This window comes from Streptosporangium sp. NPDC000509 (assembly GCF_042898365.1).
GTDB lineage: Bacteria > Actinomycetota > Actinomycetes > Streptosporangiales > Streptosporangiaceae > Streptosporangium.
This window is the reverse complement of sequence record NZ_JBIAYX010000009.1, coordinates 92686-108435: the sequence shown is the minus strand read 5'-3', so window position 1 is coordinate 108435 and position 15750 is coordinate 92686. Positions and strand designations below refer to the sequence as shown.

The 15750-nt window shown below is 67.8% G+C and carries 21 protein-coding genes; 10 read left to right on the top strand and 11 right to left on the bottom strand.

The window, feature by feature from the left end; translation table 11 throughout:
• Nucleotides 1-220 precede the first annotated feature (220 nt).
• Together ACFY3D_RS17960 and ACFY3D_RS17955 are read left to right on the top strand one after the other, a co-directional pair.
• Complete coding sequence (locus ACFY3D_RS17960) at nt 221-1582, top strand: FAD-binding oxidoreductase (protein WP_389980651.1); 1362 nt, start codon at nt 221-223, stop codon at nt 1580-1582.
• A gap of 206 nt (nt 1583-1788) precedes the next feature.
• Nucleotides 1789-3675 (top strand): protein kinase, encoded by a 1887-nt coding sequence (locus ACFY3D_RS17955; RefSeq protein WP_389980649.1) that lies wholly within the window; start codon nt 1789-1791, stop codon nt 3673-3675.
• 122 nt (nt 3676-3797) lie between these two features.
• Here ACFY3D_RS17955 and ACFY3D_RS17950 read toward each other — a convergent pair whose 3' ends face one another.
• On the bottom strand, nt 3798-4205 hold the full coding sequence (locus tag ACFY3D_RS17950; RefSeq protein WP_389980647.1) for a PIN domain-containing protein: 408 nt from the start codon (nt 4203-4205) through the stop codon (nt 3798-3800).
• Entirely contained in the window at nt 4190-4441 is a 252-nt protein-coding gene (locus ACFY3D_RS17945) for a type II toxin-antitoxin system Phd/YefM family antitoxin (protein WP_389980645.1), read from the bottom strand. The genes ACFY3D_RS17950 and ACFY3D_RS17945 overlap by 16 nt, the downstream gene beginning before the upstream one ends.
• Nucleotides 4442-4630: 189 nt before the next feature.
• On the opposite strand from ACFY3D_RS17945, the gene ACFY3D_RS17940 reads away from it, so the two are divergent.
• Complete coding sequence (locus ACFY3D_RS17940) at nt 4631-4927, top strand: hypothetical protein (RefSeq protein WP_389980643.1); 297 nt, start codon at nt 4631-4633, stop codon at nt 4925-4927.
• Between the two features lie 38 nt (nt 4928-4965).
• On the opposite strand, the gene ACFY3D_RS17935 is transcribed toward ACFY3D_RS17940, so the two are convergent.
• The 5 genes from ACFY3D_RS17935 to ACFY3D_RS17915 form a co-directional block, all read right to left on the bottom strand.
• The gene (locus tag ACFY3D_RS17935) at nt 4966-5922 is read right to left on the bottom strand and encodes a TIGR01777 family oxidoreductase (protein WP_389980642.1); all 957 of its coding nucleotides are present in this window, start codon (nt 5920-5922) and stop codon (nt 4966-4968) included.
• A 109-nt stretch (nt 5923-6031) separates the two neighbouring features.
• Nucleotides 6032-6520: a GNAT family N-acetyltransferase gene (locus ACFY3D_RS17930; protein WP_389980640.1), complete on the bottom strand. Its 489-nt coding sequence runs from the start codon at nt 6518-6520 to the stop codon at nt 6032-6034.
• A 29-nt stretch (nt 6521-6549) separates the two neighbouring features.
• Nucleotides 6550-6966, bottom strand: a complete 417-nt coding sequence (locus ACFY3D_RS17925; RefSeq protein WP_389980638.1) for an arsenate reductase ArsC — start codon at nt 6964-6966, stop codon at nt 6550-6552.
• A gap of 9 nt (nt 6967-6975) precedes the next feature.
• Nucleotides 6976-8061, bottom strand: a complete 1086-nt coding sequence (gene arsB / locus ACFY3D_RS17920; protein ID WP_389980636.1) for an ACR3 family arsenite efflux transporter — start codon at nt 8059-8061, stop codon at nt 6976-6978.
• The gene (locus ACFY3D_RS17915) at nt 8058-8441 is read right to left on the bottom strand and encodes a metalloregulator ArsR/SmtB family transcription factor (RefSeq protein ID WP_389980634.1); all 384 of its coding nucleotides are present in this window, start codon (nt 8439-8441) and stop codon (nt 8058-8060) included. The genes arsB and ACFY3D_RS17915 overlap by 4 nt, the downstream gene beginning before the upstream one ends.
• 125 nt (nt 8442-8566) lie before the next feature.
• On the opposite strand from ACFY3D_RS17915, the gene ACFY3D_RS17910 reads away from it, so the two are divergent.
• The 4 genes from ACFY3D_RS17910 (at nt 8567) to ACFY3D_RS17895 (ending at nt 10659) form a co-directional block, all read left to right on the top strand.
• On the top strand, nt 8567-9055 hold the full coding sequence (locus ACFY3D_RS17910) for an ArsI/CadI family heavy metal resistance metalloenzyme (RefSeq protein WP_389980632.1): 489 nt from the start codon (nt 8567-8569) through the stop codon (nt 9053-9055).
• A 75-nt stretch (nt 9056-9130) separates the two neighbouring features.
• Nucleotides 9131-9424: a hypothetical protein gene (locus tag ACFY3D_RS17905; protein WP_389980630.1), complete on the top strand. Its 294-nt coding sequence runs from the start codon at nt 9131-9133 to the stop codon at nt 9422-9424.
• 76 nt (nt 9425-9500) lie between these two features.
• Complete coding sequence (locus tag ACFY3D_RS17900; protein WP_389980628.1) at nt 9501-10058, top strand: hypothetical protein; 558 nt, start codon at nt 9501-9503, stop codon at nt 10056-10058.
• Nucleotides 10051-10659, top strand: a complete 609-nt coding sequence (locus ACFY3D_RS17895) for a hypothetical protein (RefSeq protein WP_389980626.1) — start codon at nt 10051-10053, stop codon at nt 10657-10659. The genes ACFY3D_RS17900 and ACFY3D_RS17895 overlap by 8 nt, the downstream gene beginning before the upstream one ends.
• 71 nt (nt 10660-10730) lie before the next feature.
• On the opposite strand, the gene ACFY3D_RS17890 is transcribed toward ACFY3D_RS17895, so the two are convergent.
• Nucleotides 10731-11432, bottom strand: coding sequence for a hypothetical protein (locus ACFY3D_RS17890; protein WP_389980624.1), 702 nt, complete (start codon nt 11430-11432; stop codon nt 10731-10733).
• 233 nt (nt 11433-11665) lie between these two features.
• Nucleotides 11666-12502, bottom strand: a complete 837-nt coding sequence (locus tag ACFY3D_RS17885; protein WP_389980622.1) for a helix-turn-helix transcriptional regulator — start codon at nt 12500-12502, stop codon at nt 11666-11668.
• Nucleotides 12503-12604: 102 nt separating this feature from the next.
• On the opposite strand from ACFY3D_RS17885, the gene ACFY3D_RS17880 reads away from it, so the two are divergent.
• Both ACFY3D_RS17880 and ACFY3D_RS17875 read left to right on the top strand, forming a co-directional pair.
• Nucleotides 12605-13327, top strand: coding sequence for an SDR family oxidoreductase (locus ACFY3D_RS17880; protein WP_389980620.1), 723 nt, complete (start codon nt 12605-12607; stop codon nt 13325-13327).
• A gap of 7 nt (nt 13328-13334) precedes the next feature.
• A complete protein-coding gene (locus tag ACFY3D_RS17875; protein WP_389980618.1) occupies nt 13335-13703 on the top strand; it encodes a hypothetical protein in 369 nt (122 codons plus the stop codon).
• 130 nt (nt 13704-13833) lie between these two features.
• On the opposite strand, the gene ACFY3D_RS17870 is transcribed toward ACFY3D_RS17875, so the two are convergent.
• On the bottom strand, nt 13834-14067 hold the full coding sequence (locus ACFY3D_RS17870; RefSeq protein ID WP_389980616.1) for a hypothetical protein: 234 nt from the start codon (nt 14065-14067) through the stop codon (nt 13834-13836).
• A complete protein-coding gene (locus tag ACFY3D_RS17865; RefSeq protein ID WP_389980614.1) occupies nt 14064-14510 on the bottom strand; it encodes an ATP-binding protein in 447 nt (148 codons plus the stop codon). The genes ACFY3D_RS17870 and ACFY3D_RS17865 overlap by 4 nt, the downstream gene beginning before the upstream one ends.
• 344 nt (nt 14511-14854) lie before the next feature.
• Here ACFY3D_RS17865 and ACFY3D_RS17860 point away from each other — a divergent pair, with 344 nt between their 5' ends.
• On the top strand, nt 14855-15748 hold the full coding sequence (locus tag ACFY3D_RS17860) for a helix-turn-helix domain-containing protein (protein ID WP_389980972.1): 894 nt from the start codon (nt 14855-14857) through the stop codon (nt 15746-15748).
• Nucleotides 15749-15750 lie beyond the last annotated feature (2 nt).

The following is a 15750-nucleotide window of genomic DNA, read 5'->3' as shown; positions in this document are numbered from 1 at the left end:
GAGCGCTCCCGCTCCTGACTCTGCCGGACAACGTGTCCCCTTCCTGCCGCCCGGGTTCACCGGACGCGTCCACCACCGGCGCGCCGTATGAGCGCGCCGAACGGGGACGTTAGACGAGAAAGTAAAGGAAGAGTCAAGAGACCAAATGATGTTGCGAAACTGCAATAAAACGCGTTTTGTCCGGAGAAGGCACGTTGGCATAGGCCGTAAAGTCCAATATGTGACTGCTATCTCCGCACTCGCCGCCGCGCTCGCACCGGAGAAGGTGCTGACCGATCCCGACGTGACCGACTCCTACGCGCGTGACCGGACCTTCCTGGAGCCGGGCAAACCGCTCGCCGTGGTGCTCGCCCACACCAGGGACGACGTGGTCGCCGTGATGAGATGGGCCACCGAGCACCGGGTGCCCGTCGTCCCCAGGGGCGCCGGGACCGGGCTGGCGGGCGGGGCGACCGCCGTCGAGGGATGCGTCGTCCTCGCGCTGCACAGGATGGCGGCGATCAGGGAGCTCTCCCCCGCCGACGAGATGGCCGTGGTCGAGCCGGGCGTCATCACCGCCGACCTGGACCGGGCCGCCCGCGAGCACGGGCTGATGTACGCCCCCGACCCCTCCTCGTACGAGATCTCCACCATCGGCGGCAACCTCGCCACCAACGCGGGCGGGCTGCGGTGCGTGAAGTACGGCGTGACCCGCGACTCGGCGATGGGCCTGGAGGTCGTGCTCGCCGACGGACGGGTGATCAACACCGGCAGGCGCACCGTGAAGGGCGTGACCGGGTACGACCTGACCGGGCTGTTCGTCGGCTCCGAGGGCACCCTCGGGGTCATCACCGCGGCGACGGTACGGCTGCGCAGGGCACCTTCGGTCTACCCGGCGACGATCGCGGCCGAGTTCACCTCGCTCAGGGACGCCGCCGCCGCCGTCTCGGCGATCATCGCGGCCGGATGCCAGCCGTCGCTGATGGAGATGCTCGACCGCAACACGCTCAAGGCCATCGACGACTGGCGGCACATCGGGCTTGAGGAGTCGACCAGGGCGATGCTGATCGCGCAGTCGGACGCGGCCGACGGGCCCGTCGTCTCCGAGCGGATGGCCGAGCTCTGCACCGCCAACGGAGCGGCCTTCGTCGCGGTGTCGTCGTCGGCGCAGGAGGCCGAGGAGCTGATCGGGGTCCGGCGGATGGCCTACCAGGCGAAGGAACGGCTGGGCAAGTGCCTGGTGGAGGACGTGTGCGTGCCGCGTTCCTCGCTGCCGTACATGATCGAGAAGATCGAGGCGATCGCCGTCAAGCACGACGTGCTGATCACCACGGTCGCGCACGCGGGCGACGGCAACCTGCACCCGGTCTTCATCTTCGACCACGCCCTGACCGAGCCGCCGCCGCAGGTGTGGGCGGCGGCCGACGAGCTCTTCAGGGAGACCCTGGAGATGGGGGGCACCCTCACCGGCGAGCACGGCGTCGGACTGCTCAAGCGGCGCTGGCTCGCGCTGGAGACCGGCCCGGTCACCGAGGAGATCCACCACGGGATCAAGCAGGTCTTCGACCCGCTCGGCATCCTCAACCCGGGCAAGGCGATCTGAGCGGGCCTTTGAGGGGGCCTGCCCCGGATTCCCCGCCTCCCCGGTCGTCGCGGCGCGAGAGCTCCGAGGCACGGCGTCATGGGATCCCGGAGCAACCCGGGCCTCCACCCCCGAGGGGATCTCCGTCACCGTTCACGCTGGTAGCGTTCTGCCCCATCTAAACCTTTTTTGGGTTTTGTTCGGGGACATCGTGTTCGGGGGACATCGTGACGGCGCCGCTCATCGAGGGGGATCCACCGCGACTGGGCCCGTTCGAGCTGATCGGACGGCTCGGCGAGGGCGGCCAGGGAGTCGTCTACCTCGGGCGGGGGCCCGAGGGCGAGCAGGTCGCCGTCAAGCTCCTGCACCACGGGCTGGTCGGCGACCCCGAGGCCAGGGCCCGCTTCCTGCGCGAGGTGTCGGTCGCGCAGCGGGTCGCCAGGTTCTGCACCGCCGCCGTGCTCCACGCCGACCTCGCCGGCAGCCGCCCGTACATCGTGAGCGAGTACGTCCCAGGCCCGTCCCTGCGCCTGCTGGTCGACCGGGAGGGTCCCCGGCGCGGCGCGTCCCTGGAACGTCTCGCCGTCAGTACGGCCACCGCGCTGTCGGCGATCCACCGCGCGGGCATCCTGCACCGCGACTTCAAGCCCGCCAACGTGCTGATGGGGCCCGAGGGCCCGGTGGTGATCGACTTCGGCATCGCCAGGGCACTGGACGCGCCGGGGATGACGGCGACCGGGGTCGCGATGGGGACCCCCTCCTACCTCGCGCCCGAGCAGCTCGGCCCCGGCGAGGTGACACCCGCGGCCGACGTGTTCGCCTGGGGCGTCACGATGGTCTTCGCCGCGACCGGCAGCCCCGCGTTCGGCCAGGACTCCATCGCGATCGTGATCAACCGGATCCTGAACGCGCAGCCGGAACTGGGCACGCTGGAGGGACCACTGCGCGACCTGGTCGCGGCCTGCCTGTCCAAGGACCCCGCCTCGCGCCCCACCGCCGAACAGCTCGTCAGCCACCTGATGGGCGCGGCCCCCACCGGCCCCGTCCCGCACCCGGCCGCCCTCCCCCATCTCGGCCCCGCACCCGGCGCCACGCCCCCAACCAACCCCGGCGTCGCTCCCGCCCCCACGGCCAATCCGGGTTCCGCTCCCGGTCTCACGCCCTCGACGTCCCCGCGACAGGACGTACGGGGCGGGTACGGCCCGCCGAACCAGGCCGGACCGAACCAGCAGGCCGGACCGGCCGGACCATGGCAGAGCGGACAGGGGCAGGGCGGGGCAGGACCGAACAGCCCGGATCCCGGCGAAAGGAAGAGGACCCGGCCCGCGGGGCTCCTGCTCGCCGGAGTGGCGGTCGTGGCCGCGCTCGGCGCGACCGCAGGGGCCGCGGTGCTCCTCCAGGACAACGGGAAGGCCGCGGCGACGCGGCCGGCGGCGACCCCCACCGCGTCGGAGGTCACGGAGCCGGAGCCCGATCCGACGCTCGTCCCCGAGGTTCCGAAGGAGTCCTCCCAGCCCTCGGAAAGGGTTTCCGAGGCGGAGGAGAGAACCGAGACGGTCCCCGCGATCACGTCCTCTCCGTCCCGGCGCACCGCGCGGCCCTCCCCCCGGCCGGACGAGGATCCGATCCCCGCCGCGGAGAAGCCGACGGCGAAACCCGATAGGTCCCCCTCACAGACTCCGGGACCGACGGCCTCGCCGCAGCCGAGCGCCCCCTCCAAGCCCTCGCCGTCCCCGACACCCACGGCGAAACCGACGGCGAAACCCACCACCGAGCCACCGCAGAGGCCCAACCCCCACACGGCCACCGGTGTCTGCGGCGGCGGCTACAAGGTGATCAACTCCAGGGCGCTGGGCAACGCGGCGACCGTCTATCTCCTCTACAACACCGCCCAGGGCAAGAACTGCGTCGTCACGATGGCCCGATACGTCACCTCCGCCAAGGTCACGATGAACGCGATCCTCCAGGTGAAGGGCGGCTCCGCAGCGAGCGACCCCGGTAAATTCACCGCCTACGCGGGTCCCGTACGGCTCCCCGCCGTGAAGAAGTGCGTGATCTGGGGCGGTTCGTACGGATCACGGTCCTGGAAGAGCGGCTGGAGCCACTGCGGCTGAGCACGGGAGATCCCGCATGCTCCCCCGGCTTCCGTTTCATCCGATCCGGCCGGCTCCGGTCGTTTCCGTCACCTCGCACATACACTTCGCCCGGGAGCAATGGAAACCGGGCATCGTGGCGTTCAGCGGGGAACGACCTGCGCATGGACTCCGGGCAGGTCGTCGAACCCGGCGGACGAATCCATCGTGATCACGGTTCTCGCGGTGGCGGCCGCCGTCGCGGCGATCAGCAGATCGTACGCTCCCCGCGCCTTCCCTGAGCGGCGCACATCGGCCAGGAGGCGAGCGTGCACTTTGGCAACGTCCACCGTGTACTCCTCGACCGGTATCAACGCCAGAACCTCGTCCACGAATGCCTGTCGCCCAGGACGGCGTGCCGCATCCGCCAGCTCCACACCGACGAGCAGCTCGGCCACGGTGATCGCGGCGATCGCCACATCGTCGGCATCCCCGATCACCGCGTCCACGGCGGCCTTGCCCCGCTCCGCCGCGATCAGTACGCCGGTGTCCAGGATCAGGCGTCGGGCCACGTGCTCCTCATCTCGTCGTCGACCGCCTCCCTGGCCATCGCGACATCGGCCTCGAAGTCGGCGTCCAGCGTCTCCGCGGCCCTGGCCAGGAAGGCTTTGACCATACGCCCCGGCGCCGCGGGCGCGGGACCGATTACCGCGATCCGTTTACCTCCGCGAGTGACCACGATCGTCTCCCCCCGCTCAGCCTCGTCCAGAACGACCGCGAAGCTCCGAGACGCCTCAGTGGCAGTCATCACCTTCATGAAATCAGACTATCTGATTTTTAGCAGGAATCGCCTCGCCTCGGCATCCAGCCAACAGGGCGGCGGCCTGGGAATGAGCGCGCTGGAAAAAGCCGGATTCTCACCACATCCCCGGCAAACCAGCCGGGTCTGCTGGGAGTCATAGGAAGAGCACATATTCCCTCCCCTCGGAGCCTCCCCTTGCTCAAGAACCTCCTCGTGTCGGCGGCCCTGGTCGGCAGCGCCCTGATCGCACCGGCCGCCGTAGCCCTGCCCGCCTCGGCGGCGACCCTCGGCGCCCAGGCCCCCGCCGTTTCCGTGGGCGCTCACGCCGCCTGCCAGTACCGGCAGGACAAGCAGGTCTGGCGGTGCATCACCCCCGGCGCCTTCTGCCCGAAAGCCGCACGCGGGAAGTACGGCTACGCCAAGGTCACCAACCGCAAGTACCGATGCCTGTACAAGAACAGCGACCCGTACTGGCGCTGGCGGCGCGCCTGACCCTTGGAGCGCCGAGGGCGCCCGCCTCCCCGGAAGGCTCACACGGGGACGCGGGCCCCTTTGCGCACGCGCCGTACGAGGTCTTCGGCCGCCTCCAGCCACCGGGCGTGGTCGAAGGTGAAACCCGCTTCGAGCAGACGGCCGGGGACGACCCGGCGGCTCTTCAGCAGGAGTTCGGTGTCCGAGCGCAGCACGAACGCGCCGAGTCCGGCCATCCACCTCGTCGCGGGCAGACCGACCCGGATTCCCCATGCCGCGCGCAACGCGCGCATGAACGCGCGCTGCGGCAGCGGCTCAGGAGCGGCGAGGTTCACCGGCCCGGTGAGGTCGTCCCTCTCGGCCAGAAACTCGACGGCGCGGACGAAGTCGCGGTCGTGGATCCAGGACATGTACTGCGCGCCGCCCGCGATCGGGCCGCCGAGCCCGAGCCGCGTCATCCGCAGCAGGACGTCGAGGACGCCGCCGCGATCGGGACTCATCACCATCGCGGTACGCAGGGCGACCTTGCGCGTGTGCGGGGTTTCTGCCCGTTCCTGCTCCCGCTCCCACGCTTTCGCGATCTCGACGCTGTAGGCCCAGTAGTCCGGGACACCGGGTTCGCTGCCGCCGATCACGCCTGTCGCCTCGTCGTTGGGCACGTCGAAGCGGTGCGCGTAGACGGTGGCGGTGCTCATCTGCAACCAGACTCGGGGAGGCCGCGCGGCGGCGGCGATCGCCTCGCCCACGACCCGGGTGGAGTGCACGCGCGAGTCCATCATCGCCCTGAGGTTGGCGGCGGTGTAGCGGCAGTCGACGCTACGCCCCGCCAGGTTGACCACGACGTCGCTTCCGTCGATCTCCTGTACCCAGGGCCCCAGGGTCTCCCCGTCCCAGTGCACGTCGTGCTCCCGCACCGGCCGCCTGGTTAGCACCACGACGTCATGTCCTGCGGCGGTCATCGCGCGATCCAGGATCGCGCCTACCTGACCGCTTCCTCCGGGTATCACTATTTTCATTCGGACTCCCCAGAACGTGTGAGGCCAGCCTAGCGCGGCACGCTGAACGCGTTCAAAAGAGGTTGCTCACCGACCCGCACATGCGCGGTGACCTCGCTTGAGGACGATGTCAGGAGACGACCGGGCTGCGGCGCTCGATCAGCACGACGTCACGCCAAACGCCGTGGTGGCGTCCGATCCGCTCGCGGGTGCCGATAACCCGGAATCCGGCACGTGCGTGCAGGGCGAGGCTCGCGGTGTTCTCGGGAAAGACGCCGGATTGGATCGTCCAGATTCCGGCGGCCTCGGTGGAGGCGATCAGCGCCGCGAGCAGCGCGGAGCCGACACCTCGGCCTCGGGCCGCGGGGTGGACGTAGACCGAGTGCTCCACCACTCCGACATAGGCGCACCGATCGGAGACCGCCGTCGCCGCGACCCAGCCCAGCACCCGTTCACCGTCCCCGTCATCGTCGCTGTCGACAGCGACGTGACTGTGGGCGGGCAGCTTGGCCGCCACGAAGTGTTCCCAGGTCGGGACGGTGGTTTCGAAGGTCGCCTGGCCCTCGTCGATGCCAAGCCGGTAGATGTCCAGCACCTGCGCACCATGCCTCGCGGTCATGGCCGTGACGCGCGGCCCCGCTGTGGTGGTCATGCCGGGCCTGCGGCGGGGACCAGTTCGGCCAGCAGTGCGCGGACCCTGGCATCGATCTCGTCGCGGATGAGGCGTACCTGCTCGATGCCCTGGCCCGCCGGGTCGGCCAGCTGCCAGTCCAGGTAGCGTTTGCCAGGAAAGATCGGGCAGGCGTCGCCGCAGCCCATGGTGACGACCACGTCGGCGGCTTGGACGGCCTCGCCGGTGAGCGGTTTGGGGAACGCGCGGGTCAGGTCCAGGCCGAGTTCTTCCATGACCGTGATGACGGCTGGGTTGATGGAGTCGGCGGGGGCGGATCCGGCCGAGTGGACGGTGACACCTCCTGCGGCGTGGTGCTCCAGCAGGGCGGCGGCCATCTGGGAGCGTCCGGCGTTGTGCACGCAGACGAACAAAACCTCGGGGACGGTGGACATGAAGGCTCCTTAGACACGGGCGAAGCGGTGGCGCAGGGCCAGGGAAAGGTAGACCAGCGCGAGCAGGACGGGCACCTCGATCAGCGGGCCGACCACCCCGGCCAGGGCCTGGCCGGAGGTGACGCCGAAGGTGGCGATCGCGACCGCGATGGCGAGTTCGAAGTTGTTGCCCGCCGCGGTGAACGCCAGCGTCGCGGTGCGCGCATATCCCAGACCGACCAGGTGGCCCAGGGCGAAGGCACCGACCCACATGAGCGCGAAGTAGACCAGCAGCGGCAGCGCGATCCGTGCGACGTCGAGCGGTTTGGAGGTGATCGCGTCGCCTTGCAGGGCGAACAGGATCACGATGGTGAACAGCAGCCCCCACAGCGCCACCGGACCGATCTTCGGCAGGAAACGGGTCTCGTACCAGGTACGGCCCTTGGTCTTCTCCCCCAGACGGCGGGTGAGGTATCCGGCCGCCAGTGGGATTCCGAGGAAGATGAGCACGGAGCGGGCGATGTCCCAGGTGGACACGTCCAGCGCGGCGGCAGGCAGGCCGAGCCGGCCCGGTAGCGCGACCAGGTAGAACCAGCCGAGCCCTGCGAAAGCGATCACCTGGAAGGCGCTGTTGATCGCGACCAGAACGGCGGCGGCCTCCCGGTCCCCACAGGCCAGGTCGTTCCAGATGACGACCATGGCGATACACCGGGCCAGCCCGACGATGATCAGGCCGGTGCGGTAGGCGGGCAGGTCGGGCAGGAAGAGCCAGGCCAGGGCGAACATCAGCGCGGGGCCGACCACCCAGTTCAGCACCAGCGAGGTGGCCAGCAGCCGCCGGTCGCCGGTCACCGTCTCCAGTCGGTCGTAGCGGACCTTGGCCAGCACCGGATACATCATCACCAGCAGGCCCAGCGCGATCGGCAGCGAGATGCCGTCGACCTGCACGACCTCCAGAGCGGCGCCCAGGCCGGGGACCGTTCGGCCCGCCACCAACCCGGCGGCCATCGCGGCGGCGATCCAGGCCGGCAACCACCGGTCCAGCGTCGACAACCGCCCCGGCGACACCGCTTCGGCCCCTGCCGGGGCGGACGGCGCCTGCGCGGCGCCGCTCACGCCATCGCCGGCAGACGCGGTCCCAGGATCGCCGACAGCCGCGCCAGCACGCCTGGGTTGACCCAGTAGTAGACCCAGGTGCCGCGCCGCTCACAGTCGATCAGCCCGGCCTGGCGTAGCACCTTCAGGTGGTGGCTGATGGTCGGTCCGGTCAGCTCGAAGGCACCGGTCAGGTCGCATACGCACGCCTCGCCGCCCTCGTGGCAGGCGATCAGCGACAGCAGGCGCAGCCGCACCGGGTCGGCGATCGCCTTGAACAACGGTGCCAACTCCTCGGCCTCGGCCACGTTCAGCGGCTCGCACGCCAGCGGCGCGCAGCACGCCTGCCCGGCCTCGTCGGCCCCGGCCAAGTCCACGATCGGCAACACTTGTTTCGACATAGCTCTAAGTTGACAGATCTCTAAGCAGTATCGCAAGCTGGCGACGTCCGCTGAATAGATATCCATCGAAACAGCGGTGCGGGTGGTGACCGCCACCACCCGCCGGAACCTCCTGGAGGACCACCATGTCCCGTGTCCAGCTCGCCCTGCGCGTCGCCGACCTGGAGGGCTCGATCGCCTTCTACTCCAAGCTGTTCGGCGTGGAGCCCGCCAAGCGCCGCCCCGGTTACGCCAACTTCGCCATCGCCGAGCCGCCGCTGAAGCTGGTGCTCCTGGAAGGCGAGGAAGGCCACGACACCCGCCTGGACCACCTGGGCGTCGAGGTCACCGACACCGCCCAGGTGGAGGCGGCCACCCGGCGACTGAAGGACGCCGGACTCGCCACCTTCGAAGAGAACGACACCTCCTGCTGCTACGCCCTGCAGGACAAGGTGTGGGTGACCGGCCCCGGCGCCGAGCCATGGGAGGTGTACGTGGTCAAGGCCGACGCCGACGTCCTGGGCAAGTCCGCGACCACCGACCAGGACCCCACGGCCCCGTGCGTCTGCGGCCCGGCCGCGAAACAGACCCCGGGCCAGCCGGTCGGCGCCGCGGCGAGCACCGGCTGCTGCTGACGAACCACCGAGAGATCACCTCTGCCTACCGCAACGCGTGACAGCCCCGCCAGAAACTGCACGACCGACCGCGACATGTCCAACAAGGAATCCCGGAACACTAATTTTGGTGAGGTCATTGACCACATCAAGGACGCACAGAATCGGGCAACGAACAAGGGGATGTTCCCGCTACTGCGTGACGGCGGAAACTTACGACGAGCCCTCTTCACCTCGACGAAGCAGGGCACTGCGGATGCGAACGGACACGTCTCCATCCGGGCCATGTCGAGACACCACAACAAGGCCCACGGCGACAGGAAAAAGGCGTTCTACGGCGATGCGCAGATGCTTCCCGGCGACAGGTTTCGGCATGAGATTGTTCCGTAAATATCTGGCATAGTTGGTGGCCGCCCGGTCCGGGCGGCGGCCACCTCAGTTATCCGATACATCACACGGGAGCCTCATGACAAGCCGCGAAAAACTTGACCAGTGGTCGTATTTCGAGGAGCGAGGTCTGGCGGACAGGTTCGAGTGCTCGTGGGTCGAGGCACCCGACTACCTCGCGGCGGTCACCGCGCTGCGAGCGGAGGAGACACTCGCCTGCGACCTGAACCAGGCGCGCCGGTGGTATCTCCCCTACTCGGGAGAGGACCTCGTGTGGGTGTCCGAGCAGAGCCTCAACTGGATCAAGATGTTCACCGTGTCCGGATCGTCCATGTGGTGGGCTCTCGACGCGCTCCCACAGCCGGGCGGCCGGGCCTACCATCTGTCCCACGACGACGGCGAGGTCAGCGAGCCGGTCTATGTCAACGGGGGTAAGTGGGAGGACATCCCCGCGGATCACTGGGACCGCCCACGGCAGGAGGGAGCAGGTCTCGTCGGTTCCTCCGACATCGCCCAGGAGATGAACTTCTACCTCGCCGCACTGGCATACACGACCGGCAGATTCATCGACGACACCTGGTTCACCACACCGGGCCTGCTCTGCCGCATCCCGGACGGAGCATGGCCCCGTGAATGACCAATGGGAACTCCTGCGCGACGCGGGAATGGCCCGCGGGTTCACCGGCACCTGGATCGAATCGGGCAACACCGACGCGGTGGCCGCCCTGCTCGGCGCGGATCTCACCTCCCGCCAGGACTGCGACCTCGCCACCGCCATGACCTGCTACCGGCCGATGGCCTTCACCGAACGCGCCTGGCTCGGCCCCCACTCCGACGGCTGGACCCACGCCCTCACCATCAGCGGCCCACCCCCGGTGACCACCCGTCTGACGGACGCGGGCCTGCGTTTCCTCCAGATCCGCACCATGAACGCCTACATCTACGACCTCCTCTACGGCGACGGCACCACGACCGGCTGGGCGACCCAACGCTGGTACGGAGAGGTCATCGCCGAACCCGGCTCCATGGTCGAGCCCTACCTCCGGGAAGTCGGCTGCCCCGAGTCCCCCGAAGTCGTGCGCTCCGGATCCTGGATCGTCGAACCCGAACACCACGGACGGGTCTGCCTGGAGACCTACCTCTTCCTCACCGGACGCATGAGCGACCGGTTCATCGACCACCAATGGCTGAGCGAGAAGAGAGCCCTCTACACCATCCCCTTGCCACCGGTGACGTAGCCGAACACGTTGCCCTCAGCGGCAACTGTGGTCTCCCTCTGTAATCCGGACTCCGCCTGTGGGTCATCAGGTCATTCGACGCCCAGCGCCTTCTTCACCCTGAGGGCGACTTCGTCGATGCTCCCCATCGCCTTCCACTCGCCTTCCAGGTCTTCCTGTCCACCCACGAGCTTCGAGCCGTCGTCGAAAACCATCCCCTGGGGGTCCGGGGCCACCAGAACGGCACCGCTCGGCAGACCGTTCTCGGCCCCTTCGATCCGTAAGGCCGTTCGCCGATCCGAGAAGAGGAAGAGCATCACCCTCACACCGGCAGGTACGGCCTTTCGGAAATCATCAAGAGATTTACTGGGTGTTCCATCGTGATATAGACCCCCCTGGTCCAGATCGACATAGACGCGACCGCCATTGACAATCCCGTTGTCCTTTATGGTGGAGTCGACGCGAACGTGCATGACCACACGCTTGTCCGGATAGGGGTCATCATCGATGTCATATATGTCTCGCCCCTGTTCGAACCCCTCGACACTTCCGATGACGATGGCTTCATGATCCCTGGACTTAACCAGTTCCTCGGGTGAACTCTTGTGGTCGTAGTCGACAGTCATCGTCCGAAGCACCGATGTGTCTATGCGGTATGTCGTTCCGGTTGTCTGCCCATTTCCCCCGGCCGGAGATTGCCGAGCGCCACAGCCAAAGGTCATGGAGATGGACAGGGTCAGCGCCATCACGAGACGGAAACTCGGCAAATTCACGTAACACTCCATCAGCATCATCGGTAAAACGGTTCGTGGTCGCCGACACGCTCGGGGCACTGACGGCGGTAACGGTGCGCCCCGCCGAGGTACGAGATCGCGCCGGGGCCACATCCGAGGAGTCCCCGGGAGACTTCGATCCCGAAGGCCAGGTCAAACCCTGCCCGGGGTGTGCGGGTAGGTCGCCCGCTTCGGGAGAAGCCCTATCCCCTGCCACGGCGCGCACCTCGGCCGACATACGACAGGGCCACGCCTCAGAAATGCTGCAGTCCGGTCACCCGCAGCAGGTCGAGCGCCGTGGCCTCGGGGGTTCCCGGCTCGGCCGAGTACACGAGCACGGTCTGGTCGCTGTCAGGAAGCAGGAGAGTGTCACAGTCGAGCGTGACGGTCCCCAGCAAGGGGTGGGCGATGCTCTTGGTCGCGGTACGCCAGGAGGAGGACCGTCCCTCCCGCCACAGCTCGTCGAACCGCGGGCTGCCACGACGCAGCTCTGCGATCATTCGCGCCAGTTCGGGGTCATTGGGATACCGGGCCTGGGCGGCACGCAGCGTGCCGACCGAGGCACGGGCGGCCGCGTCGTCCTCGCCGGGGCCCGCGGCGACCTGGCAGCGACTACTGCCGAGAAAACGTTGCCAGATAAGGTTCCTTCGCCGCTGCGGCCACGCGGACATGTCGCCCTGAAGCGCCGCCGCGAGGGGGTTCCAGGCCAGCACGTCTCCCTTGGCCGACAGCACCATCACGGGCAGGTCCGCCATGCGGTCCAGCAGCCGGAACACACTCGGTCGTATGACCGTCGCGACGCGTCCGGTCTGAGGCGGCTCATGACCGGCGAGCCGGAACACCAGGTCGCGGTCGTCGTCGTCGAGCCGCAGGGCCTGGGCCAGCGCGGTGACGACCTGCCTCGAAGGCCGTGGCCCGCGCCCCTGCTCAAGGCGGACCACGTAATCGACGCTCAGGTTCGCGAGCAGGGCCACTTCCTCCCGGCGCAGGCCCGGCACCTGACGGCGCGTTCCCGACGGCAGCCCGACGTCCTGCGGTCGCACACGGGCTCGGGCTGTGCGGAGTACTTCGGCGAGTTCGGCGCGGTCCACTCCTCGATGATGCCGCACGGACCGCGAGGGCCGGGTGGTACCGCCGGTCCCATGCCCCGGCGGCCCTGGCGTGCCCGGACGCGTGCCTCGACGATCGCCCTCATGACAGACATGAAGACGGTGGCGTTGGTCACCGGAGCGAACAAGGGGCTGGGCCGGGAGATCGCGCGCCGCCTCGCCGGGAGCGGATGGCTGGTCCTGCTGAGTGCCCGGGACCGGGAACGCGGCATGCGCGCCGCGGACACGCTGGCGGCCGAAGGGCTCGACGTCGAGTTCGTCGAACTCGACGTGACCTCGGACGAGTCCGTGGCGACGGCCGTGAAAACCGTCGCAGGGCGCGTGGGTCATCTGGATGTGCTGGTCAACAACGCCGGGGTCGGTGGCCCGTTGCTGGACCCGGCCGAGATGCGCGCCGACGCGCTACGGGAGTTGTACGAGGTCAACGTGTTCGGCCAGGTACGGGTCACCCACGCGTTCCTGCCGTTGCTGCGCAGGTCGGAACGACCTCGGGTCGTCATGGTGTCCAGCGGTCTCGCCTCGCTGACACACGCCGGCGATCCCACCCGCCCCGAGTCCGGCTTCCTCGCCCTGGACTACGCCTCGTCGAAGGCGGCGCTCAACATGATCGTGTCCCAGTACGCCCGAGCGCTGCCCGAGTTCAAGGTCAACGCCGCCGATCCGGGCAACCCCGCCACCGACATGAACCATCACACCGGTGTCCACACCGTCGAGGAGGGGGCCGATGCGATCATCAAGTTGGCCACGTTGGCCCCTGACGGGCCCACCGGAGGCTTCTTCGACCGCAACGGCCCCGTCCCCTGGTAGGAGCGAGATGGCGACGATCCTGACGATCGGGCTACATCCGAACGTGATCGACTACACCCGGTATCCCGGACTCGACGAGGCGACGCTCACCGCACGCATCGAACAGGGGGACGCGGCTCTGCGGGCGGCGGGTTTCGATGCGGTGCCGTGCCTGATCGGCACCGATCCGGACGCGGCGGAGAGGACGGTCCGTGAACGGCTGTCCGAGGGCGCCTTCGATCTGGTCATGATCGGAGCAGGTGTACGGATGGCACCCGAGCACACCCCTCTGTTCGAACGGCTGATCAACGTGCTGGTGGAGACGACACCCGGGATCCGGTTCTGCTTCAACACCTCACCGGAAACGACGGTCGACGCCCTTCGCCGTTGGGCGTAGCCGTTCGCCGATATCGACGTTTGCCAGAGGGGACCGGCCCACGCCGCCTTGTAGCCGCGGTGTGGGCCGCTGAGGTCGCGGTGACAGAACGCCATTGGGTGGTGTTGCCGTTACAGGGACGACAGGTCAGTCACGGTGCAGCTCGGGGTTCGCCCGGCGGGCAGGACGGGTTGCACAGCACGTCGACCCAGATGTCGGCGACCGGCGCGGTGATCTGCTCGACGGCCTCGGCCGGGATCACGTCGTCGGTGACGTCGGCCCAGATCAGGCGTACCGCGGCGGCCAGCGTGACGATGTGGGTGCCGCACCCCGCACACAGGCGCACCCCGTCCGACAGATCCACGATGGGCAGCGGACCACTCACCGAGACCTCCACTCCGCGCAGACGAACCAGACGGTCTTGCCGTCCGCCGGCCTGCCCCCCGACGCCGGTACGACGCCCCACCGGTCGGCGTAGGCCGTGACGATCGCCAGCCCGCGACCGTGCTCCTCCTCCGGACCGGCCGGGACCGGGTTCGGCCACACAGCGCTGTGGTCGGTGACCTCCCCACGCACGACCCGCCCGTACCGGTACAGGGCGAGGGTGATCGGCGCCTTGCCGTGCAGGATCGCGTTGCTCACCAGCTCGGACACCACCATGGTCACGTTCTCCTCCACGGAGGACATCTCCCAGGCGGCGAGGACCTCCCGCACGAGGCCACGCGCCTTACCGACCGCTTCGGGATCGGCGGGCAGATCCCAGCATGCCTCCCGCGTTTTGTTGTCGCCCCTTATGGGACGCGGAGGAACAGCGTTAGGGTTCTTCATAGATCAGGGGACTCCGATTTCTTGATCCAGTCCTCGGGCTGGTGGTTGCGTCACCACGCCCGAGGACGCCAATACTCGTATCGGTATTGCTGCTTACCGATCACTCATTGAGCAGATGCGAGCACGCCAATCTGCGACATATGCAGCGAAAGCAAACCCTTTGACGCCTGGCTCCGGCCACTCACTCACCTGCTGGGCTAACCCAAAAGCTCCCAAGTCGGCCCATCTAGCTAACTTTTAGTGCCATAACATCAACTCTCCGTAGCGGCAGCGACTACCATCATGATGGCCTTGAATACCCTAGCGTGGCAATACCCAAAAACAGCAATACCCATGTGCGCGCTATGTACGAATTGCCGCGAAACACACAAAGGAGAAGACGAAACGTGGCATACAGTCCAACAGTTAGGCGAAGGCGTCTATCCAACGCTTTACGCCAATTCCGCGAGGCAGCTGGGCTCGATTCCAAAGAGGCCGCACGGAAGCTTGGTTGGCAACCCAGCAAAGTGACCCGAATCGAACGGGACGAGTGGCGCCGCCCAACCATCAACGACGTTATGGATCTACTCGACATCTATGGCGTTACGGACGAAGCAAAACGGCAAGCCATGATCTCTCTCGCGCGGGAGAGCCGTCGACGTGGCTGGTGGGAGGAGGAGTTCAAGGACATCCTCGGTGGGGCACTTGTCGGCCTGGAATGGGAAGCCACGGAGATCCAAACCTTCGAGGCGATGCTGATCCCCGGCCTGCTCCAGACCGCGGATTACGCTACAGCGATCTTCAAGGGCGGGCAGGTGATGAAGACTTGCGACACCGAGCGCCTGACCGAGGCGCGCCTGGCCCGTCAGCGAATCCTAGATCGTGAAGACCCGCCAACCTTCTGGGCGGTGATCGACGAGGCCGCGCTCCGCAAACAGGTCGGCGGTATCGCTGTGATGCGCGACCAGCTCCACAAACTGTGCCGGATGGCCGAACGTCGGAATGTCGGTATCCAAGTGCTCCAGGACGCGGTTGGTGCGCATACCTCGATGACCGGTGGTTTCACGATCCTTGACTACCAAGCATCCGAGGACCCGAGCATCATCTACGTGGAGGTCGGCGCGGCCGGTGATCTCTTTCTGGAGAAGCCGGAGGATGTGTCCCACTATCGGAAAAGCTACGGCTACCTCCGCGCGTCAGCACTAAGCGCGGACGCATCGGTGACATACATTGAAAATCTGGCCAAAAACCTCAAGTAGGG